The 18,794-nt window shown below is 45.1% G+C and carries 13 protein-coding genes; all 13 read right to left on the bottom strand.

Annotation, left to right across the window (positions count from 1 at the left end; genetic code table 11):
- Position 1 precedes the first annotated feature (1 nt).
- Positions 2-430, bottom strand: coding sequence for a SecY-interacting protein Syd (locus G3352_RS27270; RefSeq protein ID WP_163761255.1), 429 nt, complete (start codon positions 428-430; stop codon positions 2-4).
- A gap of 414 nt (positions 431-844) precedes the next feature.
- Positions 845-1,363, bottom strand: a complete 519-nt coding sequence (locus tag G3352_RS27265) for a hypothetical protein (RefSeq protein WP_163761254.1) — start codon at positions 1,361-1,363, stop codon at positions 845-847.
- A gap of 12 nt (positions 1,364-1,375) precedes the next feature.
- Positions 1,376-1,828, bottom strand: a complete 453-nt coding sequence (locus G3352_RS27260; protein WP_163761253.1) for a hypothetical protein — start codon at positions 1,826-1,828, stop codon at positions 1,376-1,378.
- 148 nt (positions 1,829-1,976) lie between these two features.
- Positions 1,977-2,627 (bottom strand): RHS repeat-associated core domain-containing protein, encoded by a 651-nt coding sequence (locus tag G3352_RS27255; RefSeq protein WP_481856338.1) that lies wholly within the window; start codon positions 2,625-2,627, stop codon positions 1,977-1,979.
- A gap of 270 nt (positions 2,628-2,897) precedes the next feature.
- Positions 2,898-3,401, bottom strand: a complete 504-nt coding sequence (locus G3352_RS27250; RefSeq protein ID WP_062330035.1) for an SMI1/KNR4 family protein — start codon at positions 3,399-3,401, stop codon at positions 2,898-2,900.
- A gap of 27 nt (positions 3,402-3,428) precedes the next feature.
- Positions 3,429-10,868: an RHS repeat-associated core domain-containing protein gene (locus G3352_RS27245; protein WP_240343253.1), complete on the bottom strand. Its 7,440-nt coding sequence runs from the start codon at positions 10,866-10,868 to the stop codon at positions 3,429-3,431.
- A gap of 46 nt (positions 10,869-10,914) precedes the next feature.
- Positions 10,915-11,391, bottom strand: a complete 477-nt coding sequence (locus tag G3352_RS27240; protein ID WP_163761250.1) for a DUF4280 domain-containing protein — start codon at positions 11,389-11,391, stop codon at positions 10,915-10,917.
- Positions 11,388-11,924, bottom strand: coding sequence for a hypothetical protein (locus tag G3352_RS27235; protein WP_163761249.1), 537 nt, complete (start codon positions 11,922-11,924; stop codon positions 11,388-11,390). Before G3352_RS27235 ends, G3352_RS27240 begins: the two co-directional genes overlap by 4 nt.
- A gap of 44 nt (positions 11,925-11,968) precedes the next feature.
- Positions 11,969-13,102 carry a pentapeptide repeat-containing protein gene (locus tag G3352_RS27230; protein ID WP_163761248.1) on the bottom strand — a complete coding sequence of 378 codons (1,134 nt, stop codon included), beginning with the start codon at positions 13,100-13,102 and terminating at the stop codon, positions 11,969-11,971.
- A gap of 48 nt (positions 13,103-13,150) precedes the next feature.
- The gene (locus G3352_RS27225; RefSeq protein WP_163761247.1) at positions 13,151-14,677 is read right to left on the bottom strand and encodes a contractile injection system protein, VgrG/Pvc8 family; all 1,527 of its coding nucleotides are present in this window, start codon (positions 14,675-14,677) and stop codon (positions 13,151-13,153) included.
- On the bottom strand, positions 14,674-15,300 hold the full coding sequence (locus tag G3352_RS27220; RefSeq protein ID WP_163761246.1) for a hypothetical protein: 627 nt from the start codon (positions 15,298-15,300) through the stop codon (positions 14,674-14,676). The genes G3352_RS27225 and G3352_RS27220 overlap by 4 nt, the downstream gene beginning before the upstream one ends.
- A 27-nt stretch (positions 15,301-15,327) precedes the next feature.
- Entirely contained in the window at positions 15,328-16,104 is a 777-nt protein-coding gene (locus G3352_RS27215) for a DNA and RNA helicase (RefSeq protein ID WP_163761245.1), read from the bottom strand.
- A 38-nt stretch (positions 16,105-16,142) separates the two neighbouring features.
- Positions 16,143-18,788 carry an acetate and sugar kinases/Hsc70/actin family protein gene (locus G3352_RS27210; protein ID WP_163761244.1) on the bottom strand — a complete coding sequence of 882 codons (2,646 nt, stop codon included), beginning with the start codon at positions 18,786-18,788 and terminating at the stop codon, positions 16,143-16,145.
- Positions 18,789-18,794 lie beyond the last annotated feature (6 nt).

The following is an 18,794-nucleotide window of genomic DNA, read 5'->3' as shown; positions in this document are numbered from 1 at the left end:
TTTATTTGGTTATTCGAAGACTATCAATTAATTCTGATAAAGAGGAGGATACTGGTAAACGTTCATTAGTCTCGTAATCTTCTCTAACTATTCCCCCAGTTCTATTATCCAATAGCAAGCCTTGATCATCTGGAGAAATGTACCCTATAAGAATATAATCAAACTTTCTCTGTGCGCTTACTTCAAAATTCTTTTGATTGATAAAAAAAGCACCAATATCCTTGTTTGGAGTCACTTCTTCTAATGTGATTCGATTAGGTCCGTAAAATCCTTGTAGGTTTAGAAACCAAAATGAGTCAAAATATTCTTTAATTGAAGAGTGCAACTTCATTCCTAATTCTCTTTCTATTAAAGTAAAATCTTCTTTAGTTGTTTTAAGTCTTGGCCTCCATTGGATACTTTCTTCCTCATCCGGTACTCCAACATACATCCAACTTTCAATAATTTTTCAAAAGAGATCTTAGGAATGCTTGAGAACTGATCCTCCCAAAAAAACAATAACTTATTGAAGTAATGTTCCATTGCTTGGGTTACTTTCATTTTTTTAACCGCCTCCTAGATTTTCATCAATAAATGCTTGAAGCCTTCCCTAAAAATTCTGATCCTCTCCCCATATCCATAAATTTTTCTTATTATTGTGTATGCCTCCACTGCCTCCACTCCCTGGATGCAAAGGTGCAGGAATTTCCATAGACTGACCAACACCATCAATATGATGATCTAGTCAAGGCTCGGCTTCTCTATACTCTTCTACTTATTGGTTTTATGAAAAGAAGCCTTGAGATGTAAAAATAACAAGTCAAGGCATTGCAACTCTCTTATTACTGAAATAATGCTACTTCTATTAACGATTAGATTGACTCCTTGAGTCACTCAAATGTGGTACACCAGAATACATTATTTTAGGCATTTCAGTTAATTGATTGAAATATAGATAAATTTCCTGCTGATCACCGCGTATTTTTGAATCAGGCAAGTTACTGAAAACAGTGATATGATAATACCCATTATCAAGACGAATGACTTGCTCACCTGGTAATTCGCTAGTCCATTCCATTAAATCATACAAGTCTCTAATACATAATTCGTGATTGCGTACTTCTAATCCCAATCTCAAAACAAAGTCAAACTCATCTAGAATTTTTTCATCGGGATACCCTGTCCTAACCCGTAAATTATAATCTCCCGGTGATCCTGTTGAAAACCCAACAATAGTTCCTCGATTGACATGGTCTGCTACTTGTTGAGCAGACATATAATTTTGCGTTAAATAATCCTCTTCTTCATTAATATGTACTACTGAAAAGGGAGAATATACAATAATACCAAGCCCATCAATTTGGATATTTATATCTTTATACATCTGATTGATCCCTCATTCTTTTTTGTGGTTATTTTTTTTATATTCTGCTCCCCATTCTAACAATTTTGTATATGCCTCACCAGGAGTAAGTTTATCACCAACGATTAATTTACTGTCTGGAGTCCGTAACGCCCCTAATATCCCTTCTAACTCTGAATCATTGTAGGCCGCCTCATACTTTTTCAAAAGTACATCGTCAGTTAAAGTGGGATTCCCTCCCCTTAATTTTATCCCTGCTTTCTTAGTAGAAGCATGAAGCCTGATATGCGCTTGACCAGCGTTTTCTGGAGATCCAGCAGGGTAGAACCTTGGAGTGTTTTTTTGATCAAAGTGTTCAAAATCAAGTCTATTTCTCACATTTACTCTTTCAATCAAGTGTGCTCCATCCCCATTTACTGCAAGTGTCCAACTTTTTGCTGGTAGAGTTCCTGCTGGTAGAGTTCCGTCATAATCTGCATCACCCATAATTTTAATTGTTGTAACAAAATAGCTGAATAAAAAACAGGTTAATCATAGTAGTATTCACCATAATCAACCTGTTAAATTTTATAAAATCAGATTATACCTGTCCAATGATAGCTTCTAGCGAGAATAAGTTATAAACCACCTGCTACTAATCCAGAAGAATTCCTTCTTTGCGTTGCTGTGGTACCTGAACCATGTGTGCACCCTTTTTCACACAAGACGCAGGACTTGCTCCACTTGCCGCTTTGGCATACCCACTCGGGTCTACATATCGTATCGGGTTGTTGACGACATACACATACAGGCTCAGACCGTCCCCACGGTACGTGTCTTCCTGCGTGAACCTCGCTATGAGTGGGTTATAAAACCGGGCACGCAGATAGTAATGTCCTGTCAGCGCGTCCTGCACTTCTCCCGCATAACGGAACGGATTGCTACGTTCCTCTCTTGCCGATAGCATGTTCCCGAAGGCATCATACGTGTACGCGTTCAGAATCTGGCCCTGTGGTCCGGTCAGGTGAGTTACATCACCGTGGATATTATTTACATAATAAGCCACATCGCCCTGATCGTCCAGTTGTGTTAGCCATTCATGACCACGGATATATGATGCCTGCACCCGTGCCGCTTCGTCGAGTTCGTTGACGACATGCCAGCCGTCATGTACGAAATGGCGTACAGTTCCGTTCGTATCCAGTCTGCTTCGCAAACCTTCCAGGTCGTAACCGTGCTGTATAACACCGCCATCTGCTTGCTCGACTCGAATGGTACGGTTGAATGCATCATAAGTGTAGGTTATTCGTCTGTCTACAGCATCACCGAATTGAGTTCAGTTCTGAACCACAGATTATAAAACAGGCCTATCCCTAATAGGAATAGACCTTCGACATAATAAAGTGATTGCTTGATCAATTAAAATTTCGAGCACATTTTGCGCTTCATACTACAATCAAGTATCAACTCAATGTACTTTCTGAACGGAAGATATATTAACTATCTCTTCCTATATAAAAATCTAAAGCAGACAAACAACACAAGTGATATTTATAAACCGTACCACGTTACAACTCTATTCATTCGTTAGATTATCATATGCGTCTCCTAATGGTTCAAAATCATCTTCATCCCAAAACCATGTAGTCCCTTGCCCCTTCGTTTCAACAAGATTACTCAGTAATTCTGTAAAGCTATTAGAAATGATCGCACAACTTCCTGCAACAGCATGTGTATCCCAGTGACTATCGTAACATCTTCCTAATCTATCTTTATGAAGATCAATTGTAAGAAAATCTCCATTACGATCATCAGCTATAATGTACCAATTAGAAGAAATATCATATTCGCACAACTCATTAACTATGACCGGGTTTGCCAAAACAAATTTTTCTGGAGAAACAATATCAACTCCAAAATCTTTCCCTTCAAACAGTTTTATCCCTCCACATATTTGATAAAACTCTTTCACATCTTCAGGAAGTATATGGTTCTCACTGAGTCTAGGTAAACCTATAGGAGGAGAAATCATACAATCATCGAATTGTTCAATTTGTTTAACAATTGTTTTTATTTTCATTTATTATTCTCCTTTGTGATTGTATTTTCACCTATAAATTAGATCCCTTATTTGATTTGAAAATTCCATTTTCTGAGTCCTACTCGTTACCCCAGACGAAGGTAAATTGTACAAAAATTGATTCAACGTTCTGTAATATTCTCTACGTGCAGAATCGGGAGTTTTAGAAGCATTAAACATATCTTCAGAAAGTTTTTGAATTTGTTGTGGAGACATCTTAGTCCATTCAATCTTAGCCCCAACTGGTCTACCGTAATTTTCTCTACTCCATTCTCTAAAAATCTCTTTGGTCAGCTTATGGTTGTCTACACTTAAAGCTACTGTAGGAGACACGTTTACAAATGTAGTATATCCCGGTACATTTTGTTTAGCCCATTCATTCATTACACCATGATGATTTTCAAGCCCATATTTCCCAGTTGTCGGTCTATAGGGTACCACATCATACTCTTTAACAACTTTATCTTTTGGATTAGCATACGTTTCACCCTTCACCTCACACATATACCCACTCGGGTCTACATATCGGATCGGGTTGTTGGCGACATACGCATACAGATTCAATCCATCGCCACGGTACGTGTCTTCCTGCGTGAACCGAGCAATCAGCGGGTTATAGAACCGGGCGCGCAGATAGTAATGTCCCGTCAGCGCATCCTGCATTTCTCCCGCATAACGGAACGGATTGACACGTTGCTCTCTTGCAGACAATGTGTTCCCGAAGGCATCATAGGTATACGCGTTCAGGATCTTGCCCTCTTGTCCGGTAAGGTGGGTTACGTCACCGTGAATATTATTTACATAATAAGCCACATCCCCCTGATCGTCCAGTTGTGTTAGCCATTCATGACCGCGTATATAAGATGCCTGCACTCGCTCCGTTTCGTCCAACTCATTGACGACATGCCAGCCGTCATGCACGAAATAGCTTACAGTTCCGTTCGTATCCAGTCTGCTTCGCAAACCTTCCGGGTCGTAACCATGCTGTACAACACCGCCATCTGCTTGCTCGACTCGAATGGTACGGTTGAATGCATCATAAGTGTAGTTTATCGCCCGCTCTCCTTGATGCTCTCGGATCAGGTTTCCATGCGCATCATATTGATAACGGGTGTTGCTCGGGGTTATTGGTTGTTCCCCATTTTCTTTCTGCAATGCTTCCTCAATCAGGCTGAGCAGGCGGTTCCTTGTATCATAGGTATAGCTTGTCCGTTGTCCGTTCCAGTCACGAGAGACTCGGTTTCCTGCGGCGTCATAAGCGAGTTGCTCCGTGCCGTATCCGGCATACTGGGCTTCCACCAGTCGATCTAGTGCATCGTAACGGTATTCCGTGCGATCTTCCATTCCATAACAGCCAACCGTATTCCCGCTTTGGTCATACGCATATCGGTTGTCTAGCAATACTGTTCCATCCGCTGCACGGGTGTGGAGCCGCGATACTTGTCCTTCTGGCGTATACTCATACGCCGTCTGCACACCGTTGCCGTACAGCATGGACGCGATTCGGTTGCCTGCTGCATAGGTGTACTGAGCCAGGTCTTTCTCACCTTGCCGGATGGCAACAACCCGCCCCACCGGATCATGCGCGTATTCGACACGCATTCCGCCAGCATCCGTGCGGGCCACCGTTTGGCCTTCTGCATCATACTCGTAGCGCAACACTAGACGCGGAGTGGTGTCCTTTGCCTGTTTCGTCAGGTCACCGATTCGGCTCTGATATTTGGCCGTGAGCAAACCGTCTTCGTTATAGTCGTAGTCATAACGCACTTCGCTATTCGCGGCCGAGATCAGCAGGCCATCTTCGCGGTAAGTGTACGTTTCTTCTTCGCCGCTGGACAGCTCCCGTCTGCGGACGAGTTGGTCATTGAAATTGTAGACCATGTCCAGTACCCGCTGGTTTCGATCCTGCTGCTTTGCCAGGCGGCCTTCCCGGTCATACTGGTACGTCATGGGTAAGCCGTCCGGGCCTGTTATCGCAGACACTTCACCCAGGGAATTATACGCATATTGAGTCGCATGTCCCTTCGCATCCGTAGAACGAGTCAGGTTACCCGCAACGTCATAGTCATAGTGCTCCATCGTGCCGTCCGGCCGCGTCAGTGCCGTAATGTTGCCCCATCCGTCCAGTGTACGGCGCGTCATTCGCCCTTCGCCATCCCGAACCCCTACGACATGTCCTGTGGCATCATACTCATATTCCTGTCGTAGCACCATGGTGCGATCTGGGCCATTGCCCCACACTTGATGTACCTGACCAGCCAGCGTATAGGCATACCTCGTTTCGACGCCGTATTCCGTCACGGCTTCCTGCTCCCCATAACGGTTATAGGCATGCTGCTGAATGATCTCACCCAGCGGGTTCCGAATGCAGGTCAAGTGGTTCAGCACGTCATACATATATTCCGTTCCTGCCCCATCATCGCTCGCTGCATCGTACAATCCGGGAGTGACCTTCTTCGCCAGTTTCCCCTCGGCAGTGTAGAACAGTCTTGTCATGCCGCCACGCTTGCCCACATAACGGATCGGACGGTTCCTGACATCGTAGGCATACTTCACCCGATGCCCCAGCGTATCTGTTTCTTCGGTCACGTTGCCGCTGCGGTCATACTTCAGGTACATGGAACTGGCCTTCGCTCCTGTATGCTCCCGGCGGCTGATCTGTACGATCCGGTCTGTGCTATCATAGCTAATCTCCGTTTCGTACCCTTCGGGCGAACGTATATACGTAATGTTCCCGTTACGATCATACCCATATTTGGTCTCTGCCGAGACCGTTCCCTGGCGTTCATCACGCAGGTCTTCCCCATCGAGTACATCTAGCTGGCGCAATAGCCTGCCCGCTTTGTCATATTCGTAACGGATGTATCGCTCCTTGCCTTCACTCAGCTTATAACGTTCGGAGGTCCGCTGATTCAGACAATCGTATGTATATCGAATGTCCGCTCCTGTGTCATCCGTGATGCGAGTTACACGCAAATTACGATCATAGGCATACGTAATACCATGATACGTCGCCGGATATCCCTCCCGTGTAACAAACTCCGACGTTCGTTCTTCCTTCACCAGGTTTCCGGCAAGGTCATATTCATAACGGGACAAGCGGTACATCACCTGCCCAGATACCGCAGGCTCACTCTCAGAGGATATCCCTTCCTGAACAGGTTCCCGTTTTTCGATTAACCATCCTGCCATATTGTAACCATACAATGTGCCGAACCGTTCGGCATCTTGGTCACCACTGTCCACTGCCTTGCCGTCCATTTCTTTGATGACCCGTCCTGCGGAATCATAGGCGTACCGCCGTTCGATGTGCCCTTCTGCATTGGTCACCTGAACCAGACGGTCCATGGCATCATATTCGTATTCCGTTCCCAGGCCATCATCCGTCGCTGGGTCATATTGCTCTAGACCGATGGACTTCACGAGATTCCCGGCGGCATCATATTTGAAGCGCTGAATCCCTCCATCGGGCAATATGGTCTGGATGCGGTTTCCACGATGATCATATACATGCTCCGTGCCTTGACCATCATCCAATACCGGATCATATTGGTTCGGCTCCACCTCTTTGAGCATATGATCGTACATGTCGTAGTGGTACCTTTGGGTTTGCTGAAGCGGATCGGTGATGCGAATGAGATGATCCAACGCATCGTAGCGGTACTCCGTTCCTTTACCGTTATCGATTCGTTCCACGTAATCATTGGGCTGCACCCGCTTGATCATGTTGCCCATCTTGTCATAGAACATCAGCGTAGTATTGCCCTCTGCATCCACAATACGGGTTCTTTTGTTCAGATCGTTGTACTCGAATTCAACGGTTCCATACGCTGTCGTTATGCCGGTGACCCGGCCCGCATCATCCAATGTATATCGATACTCTTGGCCCTCGGCATCCCTAACATAAGATGGTGTATCCGTATGATTGACTTCATAAGCATACGTAGTCACGTGACCCAGCGCATTCTGGCGTGTGAGAGTCCTTCCGTGTGCATCATAGGTATAGGCAGTGACAGCCCGACGCTCCGCATCAATCGCTTGCGTCTCTTCCAGTACGCGTCCGAACGTGTCATAGGCATACGTCTTTTCCACGATATTATTGACTGACACGGAGATACGGTTGAATTGTTCATCATAGACCTGACTATGCTGTGTGCCATCAGCTGCAATCTCCGTCAGTAGCTGCCCATTAATATCATACTCCCACCGAGTAGTCCGGCCACCTGTATCCGTATGTGCACACTTGAATTGATACGCATCATACTCGAAAGTTTCGTGTGTCCCATCCTGATAGACGATATCGGTTACAAGGTAATCTGTATTATAGCGATACGTCTCCACGACATTCGTCGCATGGAAAGTAAATGTCGTTTCAGAATCAGCATCATTATAATAGATATCGGTCATTTGATCGTAAGCATCCCTTTGCCGGATTACTCTACCAGCAGCATCATAGATGTTAGTCACATAGGTATTTCCGTTCTGGTCCGTTATGCTCTCAAGATAGTCTTGCTCCGTATACGTATATTGAATGTTCCCCTGATTGGGATAGGTTACCTGCATGAGGAGGTCGCCATCATATTCATAAATCACGGATCTGCCAATATTGTCGGTCATCCGTATTAACAAGCCATCCCGGCACTCCATCAAGACAGTCTTTCCGCCCGGTGCAATCAGACGGCTAATACCGTTATCGTTATACTCCAGTCGCGTCCGATTCCCTGACCGATCCGCAACGCTGCGCAAACGCCCTGTCTCGTCATACTCGTACGTTACCCTGTCCGGTCCGATGAGTGCATACCCCGATGCATCCTCATATTCGATCAGACGATAGTCCTGCTTACCTCCAATCGCATTGATCCAAGTGCCCTCATGAAACATAAATCTCTCGTAATGGCTATCCGGACAAATGATGTAAATCCGATTCCCCTCTCGCTTGAGGTAGGATTCATATGTAAAAATAAACCCTCGGCCCGTCAGTCCCTTGACTGGATAAAGTGAATTATAGTTCCGTACCATTTCGATCGGAGAACCAATATCAAGCACGATCATGTCTTTGGCAAAATAATGAAAGCCACCTCTCGTGACGTCCACGGGATCACCAGTCTTAACCATAGTAGCAAGGCTGGCAACCGACACTTTCTTTAACGTATCCCATGTCAGAGAATGGTTGACGTTCCCGTTTCGCCATAAATCCTCCGCCATAGCTCCCCCCATGCCGCCTGCTACGGAGGAAACATAATCGGTTAGTCTGTTTTTGCCTGTAAAAGAGAAAAGCCCCCCCACTACATTAGCCGCCAAATTCGACGTGAGGCTTGTGCTTCCCGTGTTCATCATGTCCTGCGTCATGCCGCTGATTGTACCGCCTGCTACCGCTCGGCCATAGATATTGGCAAAATTGCTTAACCCGGTACCGCATTTAATACCAGTCATGAATTTACCCATCATGGCACCACTCAAAAATCCGTTCTGGAAGCTCTTCATATAGTGGCCGATTAACGTCTCTCCTGGTTGTAACGCAGGATCGAAGATTGCAGTGATCGCAACGTTCACTCCTCCACCAATGGATGGAAGAATTAGCGCTGAAGCCCCGCCACCAGTCAATACGGAGAGTCCCCCAACAGAGACAATGACCGATCCATATTTGACCATATCGTACAGTTCGGCATTGCCGCCCAACACCGTATCCCGCATAAAATTGTGCGACTGAGACAAGTCGCCTACCCTGGCCTTGGCTATATCCTGGCTACCTTCTGCCATCTCGCTAGCTGCCAACACCATTGTGGTGGTACCCGCAACCAAAGTTGCTCCTGCGGCAATAACCAGAGGTGTTGCTGCCCCACCCGTAAGAACGACCGCCGCAACACCTACGGCCGCTGCGCCGATCAGCATGGCGATTTTGCCAAAGCCGATTTTGCTTTTGCCCGCCTCCATTTTGTCAACCAGTGCCTGTCGATATGCAAGAGCATTTCCGTTGATCTCTTCCATGATGCTGGCATCTTGCGCTAGGAGCTCAGAATCGTCAAACGGGTCTGCCGGCGGCTTGCCTGGAGTCCCATCATAATATATGGTAGCTGCCTGTATATCCGTAAGATCGGCGATGTAAATATATTGATCCAGATTGATGCCTTCCATCGGGCTTCTGGAGATAGCCACCATTTCGCCTGCAGTCATTTCAATTTGTTTCGGAGCAGGCATGTCCCCTTTAACGTCGATCAGGAAATCCTCCAGAGCAACAACGGCTATATCCGTATTCGCTAAAATTTCTATCGAACCGTCTCCGGCCAGTTTCAATTTGACGGTTTCTGCTGCATCTGCGGCAAATACGATATCTTCACCCGTCAGCTTCATCTCCTGATCCGAATCGTTCGTTAATGACTTGATGGCAGGATTGGACGACTTTTGGCTGTATTTGCTCTGTTCGACTCCTCGGCGGACCGAACTCGTCGCAATGGCGCTCTTCTCGGATGGGCTGGGAAAATGTAACTTCACCGGCGATCCCGGCTTGGGCATCATGTACGCACTCTGGTTATCCATACCTGTCGAGAATGGGAACCAACAGGCGTTATCCGTTTCGGCTTCCTTATCAATATCCAGATGCAATTGGACCTTATTGCGGGATATTTTCGTGATCTTACCTTCAAGCGATAAGCCTTGTATGCCGTAAGGCAGGATTTTGGTCAATTTGGCCTCGGCTTCGGATAGTAGCGTGTAGGTATGAATTAGTTCACCGTGGGCCACCGTCGATTCAATCTCATAAACGACAAAAGGCAGTCGCTGAATCTCCATTTGGTTTCCAAGCCGGTACACCTGCCTGCTCTGAATCTGATAGCGAATTTCCTGTGTTTCCCGATGTGGAACAAAACGAGACTGCATCGTATACGCCTCAAAGGCCAGCTCGTTCTTCGCCATTTCTTGCGGGATTCCAAAGGCTATGGCAGGCGCATCATCAACTATGGGCACGATTACCGTACCCAAGCGGGAAGCAAGGCGAAGAATGAACTCCCAGTCTGTTTCCTGATATTGCAGCAACATTTGCCCCGTTACCGTAGCCGGTAATGCATTGATCAAGGAGGCACCTGCATATTGATCAATCACCTTATGGATGACCTCGGAGTAAGTCTTTTGCTGATTTTGATACGAACGCTTCCTCCATTCAATATCCAGCTTGTACGTATGTGATACTGCCACCAATTCCAAATAAAAAATGCCTTGAACATGCTCGACCACCGCCTGTTGAACCATTCCGGCAAACAGGCACGTTTTCTTTTCCCAACCATCTTCAGATGCTATGTATGCCTTCACTTTGTCGTCTGTAGTAAGCTCATGAGCACTTTCGCTTCCCTTTTCATGTAGGACAGCCCTGATCCGCAAGTAAGAATGTTCATTCATTCGATGCATGATCTGTATATCTTCAATTCTGACCAAGTTACAAGGAATTTCAATAATCATTCCTGCATAAACCATTTCCACAATTATTTCTCCTCCTTCCTATGACCATCACGGAATCCGACTACTCTCTCTGACCGTTATGAACTATCGTGATATCCCCACGCCCGCAAATACAAAAGTTTTTGCAGGTGTTAAGCAAAGCATCTCCAGTACTCACCTTGACGTCATCTTTGCCGTCCAACCACGGAGCAATAATTTGAGGCGTACACATGGCCACACACTCAGGTGGCGGAAGTTCTTCCAACGGAACATCCTCTTCTTTAGTAAAAAGGGATTTGAACCAACCAATATCCTGCTTAGGAGGTTGGACCGCTTCTACGATTGCCTTCATCTCAGCCTGTACTGCCGGATTGTTAAGGCTTGTACACAAGCCAAACGGTCGGATATTGGTCATCGAAAGGAAATCATTCACGTTTAATTGCGGTTGCTCATGAATGTAATCACCGTGACTGGCAGGGATCACCAATCTCGCGGGTCGTGTCCCGAATGTGCATTGGGCATAAGCCCCATGTACCACATAGCTTTTGTCATCGCTCATATTTCCTTTTCCTCCTTCGACTCCAGCGGTTCGAGCGATATCCCCCACAAATCTCGCCGCAGTATGCTTTCAGCAATGTCCAAATTAATGACCAGTCGCTGATCGTCAATGCCTGCAATCCGAAATACGGCATGACCTTTGGCCATCTTCCGGTCAATGATTATTCGGCTCGGCCTCCCCCAAGGATCATATTCCGTTAGATCAGACAGACATTCCAATCGATCTATCAGCAGCAACCAATAGGTTTGTTGCATTTCTTCCTCAGGATGGGCAAGTACCACACATTTGAAGAGAGCATCGTCATCGTACATTTCAACGACCTTTTTTAAAGGATCGGACATGAGAACAACCGGACGGTCAATCAAATCCGGAATAATCTTGTCCTTTCCTTCGACATACACAACGGTGAAATCTTTGATCTCCTGTGCGCGTTCTTTCGAAACCTCCAACGTTCTAAAGGCAGATCTTAAACCATCAAACATGATCATATGTTTATCGAGCAGTCGATCCTGTGTCATGATAAAATAATCCATTTATATCCTCCTCCCTCATTTTGGTATCCATCCACCGTTTTCGTTTAGGAGTAAATTTTCAAGCCTTCCCGCTGTTCTGAACTCAATTTTATTGTTTTAAGATCCTTTTCAAGAAAATGAGCCCCATCTAGGCGACACTGCACAAAGCTTGTTCCTTCGAAAACAGCCCCTTTGAAGTCGGCTCCTCTCAGATCAGCATTCACGAATATGGCATTGGTCAGATCCGCTCTTTCAAACCGCGTGGGGCTGAACGCCGGAATATGAAATTCTTCACAGGTTGGTGTGACATAACTTGCCTGAACTTCCTCGAACTGTGCCCCGGACAGGTCAGCCCCACCGAAATCCGCCCCATGAATGAGGCTATGCCCAAAATTAGCGTGGGACAGCTTCGCATTTCGAAAATCAGCTCCAATCAGTGGGCAACCGACGAGTAAACTGCCGCTCAAATTCGTATGAGTAAAGTAGGCATAACAGAGATTCACTAACTTGAAGTACATATCGCTCAAATCAATATTTCTGAAGTTGCCATGCACATACTCATCCAGCTCGTTAGGGATAAGTTTTTGCCTAATATCTTCCGTATCGGGAACGTAAGCATTGTATTTATATATCAATTCATTGAAATCCCTGTGTTCACCTGACCGGATGTACAGTTCTTCTTCCTTGTCCAACTGCAGGAATGTCTCTTGCTCTACAGCAACCTTCATGACTTGCCTGAACAGATTGGTAATATAGTGCATGTAGAGCGAAGCTTCCTGTCTCATCAGAAGAAGCAAGTCTGCATCCAGTATTTTGCCGATGTATTTTTTGCTTTCCTGCAAACTCAACTCATTGAATTTCATTAAGTATCTGAACGCCCAACTTGCATCATATTCGATGAAGCACTCCAATGGATCGGCATAGAGCGCTTGGTCGTACCAATAGATCCTGCACCGAAAATCCTGCCTAATAATACGATTTCTGAAAAATGTGATATGAATGTGTCCGATCTTTCCTTTACGTCCCAACCTTTGCATTTGCAATGCTTTGGAGCAACCCTCTGTAAATACGTGCAAAGCATGCTTGTGCAACTCCTCCAGATGTACTTCCAAGCTCTGATGCAAATCGCCAATACAATTTGCTCTGAATGGCGGAACCCATTGCTGACGAAGTTCATTCAAAGCTTCCGTCCGTTTCATGACATCCATCACCTCCTGCGAACAATAAAAGATGGTCTGATTTTACGCTTAGCTATTGGTGAACACCTCTGTGCCAGCCATTGTTGCGTTACCCGACTCATCCAGTGTGATTTTCCCGCCTTTGTCGCTACTTATTACAATTTGGTCCTGGGCCGTCAAAAGCAGTGTCTTTTCAGCACGGATACGAACATTTTCCTGTGAATGAAGAGAGACTTCCTTTTGTCCCATAATGGTTACTGCACCGTTAGACTCCAACATAATAATGGATTTACCGTTGTTAGCAGATATTTGAACGTTATCTGGCGTGAGTTTAACTTCCATTCCTGCAGGATTGCGGAAATAACGTACGTTCGGATCGGACATGCGATCACCGGAGGAAGAAGCACTTGATCCGCCACCGCTTCCAGAGGAAAGCATCGCCCCGCCCTGGTTCCCGGTGCTTACAGCAACCGGCTGAGATAGTGCCGTTTCCTCCGAATAGGTATTAACAGAGCTGATGGCATAAGCCTCGGTTTCTCGGGAGCTCGGAAAATGCACCCGGACACTATCCCCCTTCTCTGGCATGCAGTACCATCCACTACCATCTTCTGAAGCGTAAGAAGTAGCATACGGGAAGGAATAGGCCGTACTCTCTTGACCTTGTTCATCAATCTCCAAATGTACTTTGACGGTGTCTCGTTGAATGGCAAGAACACGTCCTCCAATGGAAGCGCCGCGCATACTGTCATTGTAGAGAGCAGCTTTATTCATACCTTTGCGGCTCGTTATTGTATAACGGTGCACAAGGAGACCTTTTTCCATGCTAGATGTACATTTTTGAATGCAATAAGGGCGCCCCTTGAACCGGATCACATCGCCCAGATTCAAGACGCGATGCGTTGTCACTTCATAATGCACAAAATCGGATTCATGGACGAGGGACTGGCTGTTTCGGGATTGATACAGGTAGGAGGATAGATCTTTTTTGACGACATAGTTATAATTCTCTAGATGCTCATCCGTGTCATCGTCGGGCACACCGAAGTAAATCTTCACGCTGTCCAGATGTGCTGCCGGTAATAGTACCGTATTCATACGGGCAGCCATCCGTTTCAGGAAAGTCCAGTCTGTTTCATAATATTGAAGAACAAACTTGCCGATGCTATCATCACGTCCGACAGCGTATATGACGTCATATCCTTTATGGCTTTTTCCGACTTCTTTAGCCAACGCATTATAATTAAGTGAAGGATTCTGAAATGAACGAGTATTGCGTTTGAGATCGAGCATGTACGAATACGTATGGGCTTCTGCTTGTAAATAGTAAACATCCTGTACCTTGCGCATTTCCAACATGGTGATTAATCCACAGAACAACTTTTTGGTATTACCATTTGACATGACCTGCAACACATTCACCGGAGTAAGAGATTGCACAGTCTGCATATACTCATCATGTTGCTCTTTAGTGATCGTTCCGGATAGAGATATCTTGCCATGCTCGTTCACCATTTGTTCGATCGAGAACTGTTCCAATCTTATCTGGTCAAACGGAGTGATTTTTATGTTTTCGTAAGTCAAAGCTTCTGAGCTCATAAATCTGTCACCTCCAGCGAAGATATCATACCTGTAATCACCGGTTTCCAATGACTCCATCGGTCCAAATTACCGTTTACATTAAAAATGAGCTGATAATCGCCTTTTTCTATAAAAGCTTGATAGTTGAATACGTGCCCATTGGCCACGGAACTGCTAAACACACAATACCTGGTTTGCAAGTCACACGGAACAACATTCCCGTCCTCCATCCAATTCATGCCCAGTTCCATGGATCGAAACTGTTGCTGCATAATCTCTTTGAATTGCCCCATCGACATGGCTTTTACAGGTTTGATCCATTGCATCATCAAGTTCATTTCAAGCTTCTCGTTACTATAGACCAGATGTTCTGACGTTCCCAAGGTCTGCACGAATTCTTGAGGCAACCTGATGCAAATGCCCGTGCGCATAAGGCTTGTTTTATCAAAAGATACCTCCGTTCCTTCCACTATGAGCGTCCCTTTTAGAATACCTTCCATAATTTCTTGCGGGGATGGAGTTTCCTCCAGTTCAGGATGCTCTCTCAAGTTCTGGTGAATCGTATTTCCTTGTTTTTTCTCCCGCTCTTCCAGTCTTCGCTGCTTTTCAAGCTTGGCTATCTCCTCATCCAGATAAGACAAAACCTCCGCCTCCCTTCCGTAAGTAAATCAATCTACAATCATTCTTCCTTTGCGGCCATTGGCCCATGGCACTGCCGTCTTCGTATTACGACCTGACTCATCCAATATCATGGACAGTTGCCTATGCAGCTGAACATTCGAATAATCCTCGCAATTCATTCCGGTTTTGAGATAGATATACTGCTCAACTACTTGACGGGATACCCTTTCCGAATTCAAGCAGGTGAACGAAAAAACATGATCCTGGACATCTCCTGAACGAAATTGCAACATCTCATAGGCAAAAAAACGCAGGATATCCGGTCTCAGCGTAGGTGTTGAAATTGCGGAGTAAGGAGCATGTAGATCGCACCATGTATTAAATTCAGTATTCATATCCGCAAAATCTTGATAATCAGATCGAAGAACAGCACCCGGCTTTAACTTGAATCTTCCCAATTCCACCTCATCAAGCCCCAATGACTCTTCGCCCTCCAATACAATTTCGGCATGATGTGCCGTAAAATCGGGCCTTCGGGTCGGTTCAAGAAAAATCATTTTCAATACGGCCACCCGGCCAGTAGCCATATATGGAACCGAAAAATCATCTTCAAGCAAGTAAAGGCGCCCGGCATGTTTGAGTATACCTTTACCCACAATAAGAACCTGATCTTCCACGCTTACCTTTAATCCTGTCAATATCCCATCCGAATAATCTTCGAATCGAACATCTAGAAAAGTCCGTGGAAAATCCCTAAGATTCTCTAACATTTCGGTACGTAGAATGCGCCCCTTCTCAAATCGTGGAACGATGTGTACCAGCATAGCCATCCCCCTCTCTCTCTTTGCTTCAAACAAGCAAATCACTTTGTGCCATCGAAGAAATCAAGTTCGGATGATTCCAGTTCGAAGGGAAAAAACTTTTTGGGACCTAAGTAGAGCTGCTCTTCATTTCGTGATACGGGGACGACGACAAATCCCCAATGCTGTTCCCCGGTAAAGACAAAAAACCTGGTTTCGCCATTACTAATCGAGTCGGTGTCGTCTTGCAGGATAAACCTTCCGAACTTCACTGCGATCTCTTTATAAGACTTGATCTCATATGCGGCTAGTTGATTGTGATATACATAGCGTCCCCGTTGTTTTCCATCGATTGAAGTAAGATAAAATTCGATCTCTGAAGCATGAGAAGGGCGGGATATGAATCCGGAGATTTTCTTTTCATTCAAGCCTTCAATGAGATTCTTCTCCGATCCCGAGTGAGTTAAGGAACTGATCGTATACGGAATTACTGGAGATTGATGCGTAATCTGTGGATCAATCATCCCCATCTTTTTTGAATTCAGATAGCGAATAGCTCCCTTAAGACATGCCATTTTTAATTCTGGTGTTTTCTGGCTTACTTCAGCCTTTTGCTTAAATTCAATGCTTTTCCCCGGGACGAATTCTTTTAGCGCCTCGCGAAACAGATCAATTCGGCAAGACTGCCCTGTAAGCTTGATAATCGAATAATCTTGCAAGCGTCCATTATGATAGAATTCATCCAGAAATTTGCGAACAATATTATAGATATCCGCTTTAAGCAATTGATGAATCTCCCTAATATTGAACACAACTCCTGGAAGATGATGCTCATCCCTGAAACGGCCATTTTCAACAACAGATATCAGCCATCGATCCATTACCTCGATATTTAGATCCGTTTCTGTAGCGGTGCCACGCTCGGATTCAAATTTGCTGCGCAATATGCCTGTTCGATGAAAAAATTCCTTTTTCATGTTTTCTGCAGCACCCCACAGAAGGTGAAAATTATTCAAAACCCTCTGATATTCTTCACGTGTCGCGCTCTCATAGTTCTTAAATGCGGTCGGCAGAATTTGTCCAGCCTCTAAATACCGTTTTTCCAATCTTTCGTAAACCGCATCTACTCCAAATTCATCAACATGTCGATACAAATCTCCTCCAGGTATGCTGATTAATGTATCAATATCCGTATCGGAGTAACGTCCATCCGTTGCATAATAATCTGCAAACACAACTTTCATGAATTGCATGATCCGGTAAGTTAGATTATTACCTCCAAAGTTCATATCCCCGTTTTCAAAGTTTGTATGGATATCGAGTTTGTAGGCTATCCTCCCATCCTCAATCCGAAAGCGGCACGAAGATAGATCCGTTGTTCCTCCCCCGCAATCCATGACAAGCGCCTGATATTCTTCACCGTCTGCAAAAGCTCCTCGATCCATCTGATCAGCCAGTGTATTATACAGAACAGCCAGACCTTCATCCAAAACCTGATCTTCAACGATTTTGTAATCGGGAAGAACATGTTTGAACATCTCAATGAACTGTACCTGCAGTTTGGCCGGAGCGGTAAAATGAAGATTCTTGAATCGGCATTTGAATTGCTGTTCTGCTGTACCTATCACATAACGGAGGAAGCCTCCGAGAATTTCACCGCGATCAACAACGGCTGTATTCCCTACAGAATCGATGATCTCTTCTTTGGCTTCATAGTTATTGATCCACCTTTTTATTCCACGGAAAACACTCGCCCGCGTTCCTCCAAATTCGTGATCTCCTAGTGCTTCTTCACCATAAGAATAGACAACATGTTGCGAACTGGAGCACTCCACAATACGAACTGCCGTTGGTAATACTTCTGTCCATTCCTGTCCCTTTCGCTGCGGAAACGAAACATAGTTGATTGAATTGATTTGAACTGAAGAATGAACGCCTCTCTCCGGCTTCGAAACATATTCATCATCTAAGTATGCTCCAGCTGTTGTATTGGATGTCCCAAAATCAATTGCAAGTACCGCCTCTGTTGTTTCCGTATCCCTTATGACTAATTCGGAGACGGGAACACAGGCAGCCTGAAATTTCAATGGAAGCATGGGCCGATCATTGTAATATGCATGATAGAAATAATCTGAATCTTGTTTTTTTAAGAACAACAAACGATAGTCCCGATTGGATGTTTCCCTTAGATCTGTATCTTCATCACGCGATAAATAGAAGCATCCTTGGCGATTCTCATCTTTGAGAATATTCATGATGCCGCACAACTGCCCACTCCCGTTTACCAATAAAACATTGGAATTATTGAGCCACACTTCATCGGATTGGATCAGATAACGATCATTCTTGCCCGTTCGCACGCCCTGATATAAAGTAATTCTGGCGGGAACACGAATCGTCGCTTCCTTCGGCCTTTGGTCCTTCCAATATTGTTGCAGAATGGTTTCGATTCTTTCGAAACCGCCATCGTGATGACGTGTAATTAAAAAGTTTTCCTCGTCACTCCTGAATTTTAAAATTAGGCTGATGAGTGAATTCCGATCCAGACGGTTGGCCAAACCTTCTACAAGACGCTGCTTATGACATATTTCTTTCAACTGGAAAGTTGTCATTTGTTCAAGCTCCACTCTTGCATATCTGGTTGCGAATGGACTACTTTTATCATCTGTGTCCGGTTGATGCAGCCTATACTTATAAGGTCCGTTCATCATTCA

Source organism: Paenibacillus sp. ALJ109b, assembly GCF_010747435.1.
Lineage (GTDB): Bacteria > Bacillota > Bacilli > Paenibacillales > Paenibacillaceae > Paenibacillus > Paenibacillus taichungensis.
The sequence above is the reverse complement of the archived record's forward strand: the minus strand, read 5'-3'. Positions and strand labels throughout refer to the sequence as shown.